We start from the raw sequence: 8,544 nt of genomic DNA on the forward strand, positions 1-8,544 counted from the left end.
GATCCTGGTAGTGACTCCGCCACGGGACCGGCCGACGGCACGATCACATGGCTCGCTCTGCCCGCCGCGGGATTCGCTCGCCCCCTGTGCGGGGCGGCGGCGTGCTGATGCGCCCGCACGATGCTGGAATCGACCGATACCTCACGGTCCAGTTCAACGATCGCCCCGGCCAGCAGCCGCACCTGCGCCACCAGCGCGCACAGGGTACCGGTGCGCGACCAGCGCCAGAACCGGTTACAGACCGTCTTCCACAGCCCATCGCGCTCCGGAAGATCCCGCCACGCCTGTCTTGGCCTTGAACAACATCCCGTTGATCACCCGACGGTCATCCACCCGCGGACGACCCTCCGCCCCCGAAACGGGCAGCAACAGCTCGATGACCCGCCACTGTTCGTCAATCAGCTCATGCCTACGCACCACAACCCAAGATCACAGCAGATCACCCACACCAGCTTTGAGGACAGGCCCTAGGCGCCCCGTCCTGTCGGGCTTGTTTCTCGGCGAAACCGGGGGCTTTCGGCGCTGTCAGGAGTCTTGAGGGCGCGATGGATCGGGGGGACCGAGCAGGCCGTACAGCAGCAGGTCGGTGAGGGTGTCGATGGCCTCGTCGTCGGATAGGTCCGGGGTGATTGGCTCGGTGTCCTCCAGCAGCCACACTCGGCAGAACTGTTCTAGTAGGGCGATGATCGCGGAGGCGAGCACGACGGTGCGGCCCGCGAGGCGGACCCCGGCAGCACGCATGTCGTCGAGGTGGGCGCGCAGCATCGCGGTCTCTTCGTATCGTAGCGATACCACGCGCTTGGCGAAGGACTCGTTGCTCAGGGCCGCTTGCTGCAACGCGATCAGGATCGGTCGGTGCCGCTCGTAGGTGTTCCACAGGACGGCGACGTGCCAGCGCAGGTGTTCGCGGTTGGTGAGGTCGTGCACCGCCGTGTGGGTGGTGAGCTCGTTGCCCATCTCCGCGATCCAGTCCGCCAGCAGCGCCTCGAGCAGCGCTTCCTTATGCGGGAAGTGGTTGTAGAACGAGCCCGCGGACCGCTCGGCCGCCGCGGTGATGTCGGTGACCTTCGCGTTGAGGTACCCGCTGCGCTCGAAGACCCGCAGCGCCGCCGCCTTGAGCGCGGCCTCGGTGGCGGCGGCCTTGGCCTTCCTGGTGCCGCCGGCGGGCGGGTCCTCCCCCGCCCCCGTGCCGGGCCCGGTTCGGACCGGTGTCGCCTCGGCCATCGCCACTCCTTCGGGAGCCTGCCCTCGGCGTCGACTCCGGCACTCGCGACCGGCATAGGCGACGCCAGGTGGCATTCGTTGAACGCACGCTCAGTGAATCACCATTCTCTCAACCACTGTAGTGGGGACATCTGCACAGCACCGAGACGACACCGATCCGGAGGATCTCTGCCAGGTGAGGGCGCCGGGCTGGCCTGCGGCGCTGGCACGGTGGGCGATCTGGTCATCGCCCTCGATGATCGCCACGTCCAGGACGCGCTGCCAAGGGCCTCCCGCGGTCACCACCACAACCGTTCGCGCGCAGTCCTCTACGGCGAACTGCCCGCCTACGGGATGAGTACCTGGCGGCGGCCGTCTCGATCACCCCGTTGCCAAGCCTGTTCCACCTCCGCCAGCGGGACCTCCTCCACAGCGATCTTGATCGCGCCGGCAGCCGCGAACCGGCAGAGCTTTCCGAAGGCCTTGAGGCGCACCTCGTGCGGGGCGAATCCACCTGAGCCCGATAACGTCACCCTGGCGCTGCGCAGCGCCGCCGCGGGTAGTTCGACGGTGGCGCCGGCTAGGTCGCCGACCTGCACGATCCGGGTCTCGCGGGCGACCGGCTTGAACTCGTGCTGGGTGAGCGCGGCGAGCAGGGCTGCCATTGGCGGTCCCCACAGGTAGTCGACGACGACCTGGAAGCCGTCCTCGCCCGCCGCCGCGGCGAAAGCCGGGATCAGCTTGTCCTTGGGTAAGTCCAACGGGATCAGCGCGTCGGCGCCGAGGTCGGTCAGCGACTCCAGGGCCTGCCGGTCTCGGCCGGCGGCCACCACGCGCCCGGCGCCGAGGAGGCGGCCCAGCTGGATCGCGAGCCGCCCGCACACCCCGGTCGCGCCCAGTACGAGCACCGTGTCGCCCTCGGCGAGCTGCCCGCGCCACACGAGGGGGAGGTAGGCGGCCATCCCCGGGTTGATGAACGCGGCGGCTTCGGCGTCCGAGAGCCCGCTCGGCAGCGGGGCCCGCGTCCACGTCGGCACGACGGTGCGCTGCGCCATCGAGCCGAACGGCGTCCGCGGCAGCGCGAAGTAGTACCGGCCACCGTCCGGGCCGATCCCGACGCCGTCGAGGCCGCAGACGAGTGGCAGGTCAGCGGCATTGCCGCTGGTGTAGTGCTCGCCCGTCGCGCGCGCCCGGTCGACCCGGTGCAGCGCGGCCGCCCGGACCTCGATCAAGGACTCCCCGTCACCTGCTTCCGGGTCGCTGAACTCCGCGAAGCGGGGCGGTTCGCCGAAGGCGCTGAGTACGGCCGCGTGCATGTCAGACCACCTGAACCTCTCGAGTGACAACTGAATCGAACTTCGATGAATTCGGATTCACTGACTTGAGATTCAGTGTGACTCGAGCGCGCTCGGGTGTCAAGGCCGCCTGAGACCGGGTTCTGTCGGCCTTCTGGGGTAGTCATGACCCGTGGGCAACGAGACGAACGTCCAAGTCAACGGAGTCGACCTGTGCTTCCAGACCTTCGGCGCGCCGGACGCCCCGGCGGTCCTGCTGATCGCCGGGCTGTCGATGTCGATGGACCACTGGCCGGACGAGTTCTGCCGGCGGCTCGCGGCCGCCGGGCGGCTGGTCGTCCGCTACGACCTGCGGGACAACGGCCGCTCGGTCACCTATCCGCCCGGCGCGCCCGGCTACACCGGCGCGGACTTGGAGCGGGACGCCCTGGGTTTGCTCGACGCGCTGGGCCTGGCCCGCGCGCACCTGGTCGGGTTGTCCGCGGGTGGCGGGATCGCCCTGGTCCTGGCCATCGAGCACGCGGACCGGGTCTCGAGCCTGACCCTGATGTCCACCACGTCCGGATCGGGCGACGACCTGCCCCGGCCGGTGCCGCGGTTGCGGGCACGGTTCGCCGCGCCACCACCGGAGCCGGACTGGACAGACCGCGACGCGGTGGTCGACTACCTCGTCGACGACCTGCGCGCGTTCGCCGGGTCGCACCCGCAGGACGAGGCGGAGAAGCGCGCGCTGGCCGAGCGGGTCGTCGACCGCACCCTCGACATGGCCTCGAGCGTGCGGAACAACTGGCTCATCGACCACGGCGCCGGTGACCCGATCCGCCCGAGGCTGGACCGGGTCACCGCGCCGACACTGGTGATCCACGGGACCGAGGACCCGCTCTTCCCCGTCGAACACGGCGAAGCACTCGCGCGGGAGATCCCCGGCGCTCGACTGCTGGCACTGGACCGGGTCGGACACGAGGTGCCCCCGCGCGCGACCTGGGACACCGTCCTCGACGCGATCGTGGCACACACGTCCTGACCGAACTGTCCATAGTGGCCTGATCAATCAGGCCACTGTGGACAGTTGGCGCACCGTCACTTGCGGAGGACCACCCGCGCGGTGGTGATGTTGTTGCGGTAGTCGGGGTCGCGGACCACGAGCGAAGCACCGGCCCCGGCGATGGTCTGGGCACCGGTGAGCGTCCGGTCGGAGGTGACCGTCACGGCGTAGCTAGTCGACGTGCCGGACGCGAGCGTCGGGAGGTAGAACGCGACGACGCGCCCGTGGTCGGTGACTATGCCGCCCGCCGGGTTGGTGACGCGCGTGCCCTTGGGCAACGTGATGCCCGAGAGGATCGCGGTCGCGGCGGCCGGGCCGTTGTTGCGGACCGTTAGCGTCACGACAAACGGTGCCCCGCTCGTCGCGGTGGCGGGAGCGGAAAGGCTGACGGCGATGTCGGCCCTCGCCGGACCCTGAGGTGCGGTGACGTTGCCGGTGAAGGTGGCCGGTGTCGTCACGCCAGGCGTGGTCGCCGTGATGGTGACCAGCCCGGTCGTGCTCCCCGCGGTCAAAGTGGGTGCGGTGGCCTGCCCGTTGGTGCCAGTGTTCACCGTCGCGGCGGTGGCACCGCCCGCGAAAGCGGCTGTACCCGCGGTGACCGTGAAGGTGACCGGCGTGTCGACGGCCGGACCACCGGCGGTGTTCGTGACCGTGGCGACCAGTGGTGCGGCGAACGAGGTGCCCGCTGTCGCGGACTGACCGCTACCCGAGGTAGCCGCGATGGACGCCGGTACGGCGTTGGTAACCGATCCGGTGAATGTCGCGGGCGCGATCCCCGGAGCGCTCGCCGTGATGGTGACGCCCCCGGCCGTGCGTCCCGCCGTCAACACGGGTGAGGTCGCCCGCCCGTCAGTGCCGGTGGTCGCGGTCGCCGTCGCCGCGCCGCCGGGGAATGTGGCGGGGCCGGTAGTGGCGAAAGTGACGGGAGTACCCGCCGAGGGCTGCCCGATGGTGTCGGTCACCGTGGCCACGAGCGGCGCGGCGAACGGAGTGCCCGCCGGGGTGGACTGGCCGCCGCCCGAGGTGGGGGCGATGGCGCGGGGTACGGCAGCGGTGACGGTCTCGGTGAAGGTGGCGATCGAGGTGGTGCCCGGTGCGCTCGCAACCACGGTAACTGCCCCGGGAGTGATGCCCGCGGTCAAGGCGGGCGTGGTCGCGCGGCCGTCGGTCCCCGAGGTGACCGTCACCGATGTCGCGCCGCCGGGGAAGGTGGCCGGACCGGCGAGGGTGAAGGTGACGGGTGTTCCCGCCACGGGCTGCGAGGTGGGGTTGAGCACCGACGCGGTCAGTGCCGTCGGGAAGGCGGTTCCCGCGGGGGTTGACTGGCCGTTGCCCGCGACCGGGGCGAGCGTCAAGTCCGCGCCGGGGGTCGCGGCGTTGTCGAAGATTTCCCGCAAGATGGCCGAGTAGTCCGCGGCCGTCCCGTCCGGCCGGTAGACGTACCGGCCGCCGGTTTCGCGGGCCAGCCGTTCGAACACCGCCCGCGCCGACGGTGTCTCAGCCGCCGCACGCGTGTCCCCCGCCGCGACGCAGTCGCCGGAGAGCAGGACGTGCACCGGGACACCGAGGCCCCGGGCGCGGCCGATCAGGCCGTCGATGTCGCCGCTGTGCGGGGACGCGTCGGTGACCAGCACGATCTCGCCCGCGCTGTCCTCGTCACCGGTCAGGCGGTCCAGCGCCAGGCTCACCGCGCCTGCGGAGTCCTCCGGGCAGTCGTCGCCGCCGCTGGCGTAGAGGCCGTTGACGGCCGCGATGGCAGCGGCGGAGTCCGTGGTGTTGGGCAGCACCAGCGTCGGGCTGTCCTTGAAGGTGATCAGCTCGTAGGACACCTCGCGCTGCACCTGGTCGTAGTCCTCGCCGCCGCGGCTGCCGATGAACCCGGCGAGCGCGGACTTGGCCCCCGCCAGCTCGTTGCTCATCGACCCGGTGTCGTCGACGGCCATGTCGACCCGCAACGGCGGCCAAGTCGATACCAGGTTCTGGACCTTGACCTCGGCGCCGCACGAACCGGTGTGCGTGGTCTCCATGGCGGTGCGGTTCATCGGGTTCCGCGCCCCGCCGGGGACCTTGAGGATGGCGAAGTTGACCTCCGCGCCGGTGGTGAGGAAGTCGTCCTGGTAGACCGATCCGTGGCGGATGCCCACCGGACTCGGGTCCCGCGAGACCGTGGAGGCCATGAACCCCGAGACGGCGGCGGTCTGCGGCCCGAACGGGCAGGTGATGACGGTTTTCGCGTTGCCGGTGATCCCGGCGCCCCGCCCGTTGATCTGGGCCACGACGCTGCCGAAGCCGAAGAACACCCCGGCGGTCCCCAGCTGGGCGCGGGTGGCCACCGCGTCCTCGACGGTGACCCGGTTGCTCCCCCGGTCGATTGTGTACACCTTGGACGGGTCGAGCTGGTTCAGGTAGTCGAGCTTGAGGCCGCGCAACAACTCCCCCAGCACGGGGTTGCTCGCCACAGCGGCACGGCTGTAGTCCACCGACATCTTCGCGATGTCGTTTGTGGACACACTCTTATCGGCGGCGGGCGCCTGCTCGGCGGCCGCGGGTGACACCCCGACGCACAGGGCTATCGCCACTGCCGCGGCCAACCCCAATTCACGGATCTTCGTCGCACTCATGGACCTTCCTTTGTCGAAGCGGGCACTATCCCGGCGTTCGCGACACCTCACAAACCCGTTAGCCCCGCCGACGAGGAATCACCCGTGCAACCCGATCCCCCACCTGGGTGGGTGCACGAGCACACTGGGAGTGGACTTGGACGCGACGCCCCGATCGGGGGCCGGCGGCAAGGGCGGGGCCTGGCGGGCGGGCGCCGACGCTCGCCGTCCGGTCGACCTCGTCCCGCAGATGGTGCACGGCGATCTACCCGGCACCGTTGGACGAACCACGAACCCCAGAGTGCGCGGGTGAGGGTCGGGGCTGAGCTGGTCGGCCCCGACCTCCACTCGCCGGTGGATCAGGTGGCGTTGGATGGTTCGGCCATGGCCACGGCGATCTTGCGGGGGCCGGTGAACGGTTCGCGGCCGTGAGCGACTGACATGTTGTCCACCACCAGCAAGTCGTCGCGCTGGTAGTCGAAGCGGGTTGACGCGGTGCGGAAGCAGGCTCGTAGGTGGGCGACCACGTCGTCGGGGATTGGGGTGTTGTCGCCGTAGTAGGTGTTGTTGGGGAGTCCTTCTTGGCCGTACAGGTCTAGCAGGCCCTCCCGTACGTCGTCGGGGAGGCTGCTCTCGTGGAAAAGCACGATGTGGTTGAACCACACCGGGAGGCCGGTCACCGGGTGGGTGTGGACGGCGTCGCGGACGGCTGTGGTGCGCAGACCCTCGTCTGTCCACTCGGGAGTGATACCGCCTGCCGCGCACTGCCGTTCGACCTCGGTGCGGCTCTCCGTGCCGAACACGGTGGTCCAGCGCAGGCCGACGTCCTCGCCGTAGTTGCGCACGACCATCCACTTGCGACGCTCGAACTCCGCCCGCACGTCCGGGTCGACGGTCTCGTAGACCGCGCGGACCGACGCCAGCGGGGTGGCGCCCTGGGTCAGCGGCGGCTCGACGCAGTGGAAGAACAGCGTCAGCGGCCACACGGCCTGGTAGGACATCTCGTTGTGCAGCGGGATCTCCGCCGCCCGCGGGTACTCTGTCGAGGTGTAGACGTTGCCCTTGATCACGCTGCGCGGCGAGGACTGCTCGGTGTAGGTCAGCGGCTCGCCGGACAGGGCGCGCACGGCGTCGGCGAGGCCGTCCGGGCCACCGATGTCGAAGCCGCGCAGCAGCACGGCTCCCTTGGCGTGCAACAGGTCCCGGATGGCCGCGCGGTCGCGGCGCAGGCGGTCGAGCACGGGGCCGTCGCCCTCGACGACCTCAGCCAGGGTCGGTGCGGTCATCAGTGGTCCTCCGTGGGTCGAGCGGGGTGGTTCACGCCTTGCCCGCCGCCTGGACCAGCAGCGGAACGATCTTGTCCAGCGCGTAGGGGATGCTCAGCGTGGAGGGGAACGCCAGCGACAGCGCGGTCTCGACCTCCAACGGCACGTAGGCGCCGCGCTTGACCGCGGGCAGGGCCTGGAAGAGGCGGTCGGCCTCGACCTTGGCCCGCTCCTCGGGGTTGCGGAAGGAGAACAGGACCACGTCGGCGTCGAGCAGGGCGGTGTTCTCCTGCGCCACGACCGCGCGCCCGGCCGGACCGGACTGCGGCAGGCCGGTGACCTTGTCCGACAGCTTCATCCCGAGCTGGGAGATGAACGCGGCCGAGGCGTCGGCGGGCAGGATGATGGTGGCCAGGGCACCCTCGGCGTTGAGCAGGTTGAAGGTGAACGTCTTGCCCGCGAGCGCGGCCCCGTGCTGCTTCTTCGCGGCGTCGATCTTCGAGGTGACCTCGGCGACCAGCTTGTCGGCCTCGTCCTCGCGGCCCAGCGCGGTGCCGATCCGGCCGACCCGGGTCTGCCAGGTGTCCTCGGCGACGTCCTGGGCGTAGGACAGCGTGGGCGCGATCGCGCTGAGGTTGGCGTAGTCGTCGGCCAGGCTGTAGCTGTCGGTGGCCAGGATCAGGTCCGGGCCGAGCGCGATGATCTTCTCGAACGGCAGGCTGTCCTCATAGGACAGCTGCTCGACCTTGGCACCACCCAGCTTGGCCTCGACCCACGGCGGCAGGCCGGAGTCGAAGTTGGACGCCGGGGTGGTGGCGAGCGGGTTCACCCCGAGCGAGACGGCCTCGTCCAGGTCGCGCATGAAGCCGACCGTGACGACGCGCTGGGGCCGGGCCGGGATGACGGCCTTGCCCTCGGCACCGTCGATCGTCACCGGGAAGCCCCCGCCGCCCGCCGCGGGCCCCGCGGAGGTGGTGGGCGCGGACCCGGCGGAACCTCCGCTCCCGCACGCCGCCAGTCCGGCGGTGAGCGCGCCCACGCCGGTCGCGGTCAGGAAGAACCTCCGGGACAGCGGGCGCGCCACGCCAGTCCCGTTGTTGTGCACCATGTCGTTCGAGCCTCTCATGCTTTCTTGC

8 protein-coding genes are annotated in these 8,544 nt (G+C 70.5%); 1 reads left to right on the plus strand and 7 read right to left on the minus strand.

Features of this window, described 5'->3' with window-relative positions:
* The 4 genes from QSK30_RS28585 to QSK30_RS28595 form a co-directional block, all read right to left on the minus strand.
* Nucleotides 1–191, minus strand: a 191-nt coding sequence (locus tag QSK30_RS28585; RefSeq protein ID WP_285507486.1) for a hypothetical protein, incomplete at its 3' end; no start/stop codon positions are given.
* A gap of 43 nt (nt 192–234) precedes the next feature.
* The gene (locus QSK30_RS37000) at nt 235–420 is read right to left on the minus strand and encodes a transposase (protein WP_352231634.1); all 186 of its coding nucleotides are present in this window, start codon (nt 418–420) and stop codon (nt 235–237) included.
* A 105-nt stretch (nt 421–525) separates the two neighbouring features.
* The gene (locus QSK30_RS28590) at nt 526–1,224 is read right to left on the minus strand and encodes a TetR/AcrR family transcriptional regulator (RefSeq protein WP_285507488.1); all 699 of its coding nucleotides are present in this window, start codon (nt 1,222–1,224) and stop codon (nt 526–528) included.
* Between the two features lie 326 nt (nt 1,225–1,550).
* On the minus strand, nt 1,551–2,519 hold the full coding sequence (locus QSK30_RS28595; protein ID WP_285507489.1) for a quinone oxidoreductase family protein: 969 nt from the start codon (nt 2,517–2,519) through the stop codon (nt 1,551–1,553).
* 151 nt (nt 2,520–2,670) lie between these two features.
* Between QSK30_RS28595 and QSK30_RS28600 the strand changes: the two genes are divergently transcribed.
* Entirely contained in the window at nt 2,671–3,522 is an 852-nt protein-coding gene (locus QSK30_RS28600) for an alpha/beta fold hydrolase (protein ID WP_285507491.1), read from the plus strand.
* 56 nt (nt 3,523–3,578) lie between these two features.
* Here the strand turns inward: QSK30_RS28600 and QSK30_RS28605 are convergent, their stop codons facing one another.
* The 3 genes from QSK30_RS28605 to QSK30_RS28615 all read right to left on the minus strand — a co-directional run bounded on the left by QSK30_RS28605 (nt 3,579) and on the right by QSK30_RS28615 (nt 8,534).
* Nucleotides 3,579–6,164 carry a VWA domain-containing protein gene (locus QSK30_RS28605; protein ID WP_285507493.1) on the minus strand — a complete coding sequence of 862 codons (2,586 nt, stop codon included), beginning with the start codon at nt 6,162–6,164 and terminating at the stop codon, nt 3,579–3,581.
* Nucleotides 6,165–6,502: 338 nt separating this feature from the next.
* A complete protein-coding gene (locus QSK30_RS28610) occupies nt 6,503–7,429 on the minus strand; it encodes a TauD/TfdA family dioxygenase (protein WP_285507495.1) in 927 nt (308 codons plus the stop codon).
* Between the two features lie 31 nt (nt 7,430–7,460).
* Nucleotides 7,461–8,534 carry an ABC transporter substrate-binding protein gene (locus QSK30_RS28615; RefSeq protein ID WP_285507497.1) on the minus strand — a complete coding sequence of 358 codons (1,074 nt, stop codon included), beginning with the start codon at nt 8,532–8,534 and terminating at the stop codon, nt 7,461–7,463.
* Between the last annotated feature and the right edge of the window lie 10 nt (nt 8,535–8,544).

Source organism: Actinokineospora sp. NBRC 105648, from assembly GCF_030269645.1.
GTDB lineage: Bacteria > Actinomycetota > Actinomycetes > Mycobacteriales > Pseudonocardiaceae > Actinokineospora.